We start from the raw sequence: 599 nt of genomic DNA, 5'->3' as shown, positions 1-599 counted from the left end.
CAAGCCCAAACCCTTCAAATGGACCAAAACCGCCGAGGACATCCTCACCCGGGAACGCCGCGCTCTGAACGCGCTCGATGAAATTCGCGGAAACAGGTAGGAAGTGTCAGACTCAGAACACTAGCAGCTCGAGCCCTCAAAGAAGCATAGTAATTCAGCTCTTGATTAGTTTTTAGAATAATTGCGCCATTTGAAAATGTTGTATCAGGATCATCAAGTAAAATATTTTTACCATTAGCTAGATGTTGGATCGCAAGTGAGGAATCACATTCAACTAAATCGACTACAGAGCGAACCATACCTACCCAATTTGCCGCACCACATGCATCTGGATTTTCAAATGGAACATTTACTGCTTGCATTGGCCTTAGGTCGACAGAATACAGTGTATTTCCCTCGAAATATTCGATTTTATGGTCGTTCCGGTTTCCATGTAGTGAGAACCGGAACGACTCTTCTATGGCGCAATCACCACCTAGTGTTCCCCACCTGACACAGGATTCCCATTGAGGGCCTGATGTGCTATATTCGGGACATGAGACGCAATGACATTTGCCTTTACCTTGGCCCCGCCGACCGTGCTGAGCTTCAAGCTCTGA

The 599-nt window shown here is 46.6% G+C and carries 1 protein-coding gene; it reads right to left on the bottom strand.

The genetic code is table 11. The features are described from left to right. Positions 1–44: 44 nt before the first annotated feature. Positions 45–599 (bottom strand): hypothetical protein (locus ROE7235_RS20485; RefSeq protein WP_220669609.1); only part of this gene is annotated, 555 nt, incomplete at its 5' end.

The sequence above is a fragment of the Roseinatronobacter ekhonensis genome (assembly GCF_900499075.1).
GTDB classification, from domain to species: Bacteria; Pseudomonadota; Alphaproteobacteria; order Rhodobacterales; family Rhodobacteraceae; genus Roseinatronobacter; species Roseinatronobacter ekhonensis.
The sequence above is the reverse complement of the archived record's forward strand: the minus strand, read 5'-3'. Positions and strand labels throughout refer to the sequence as shown.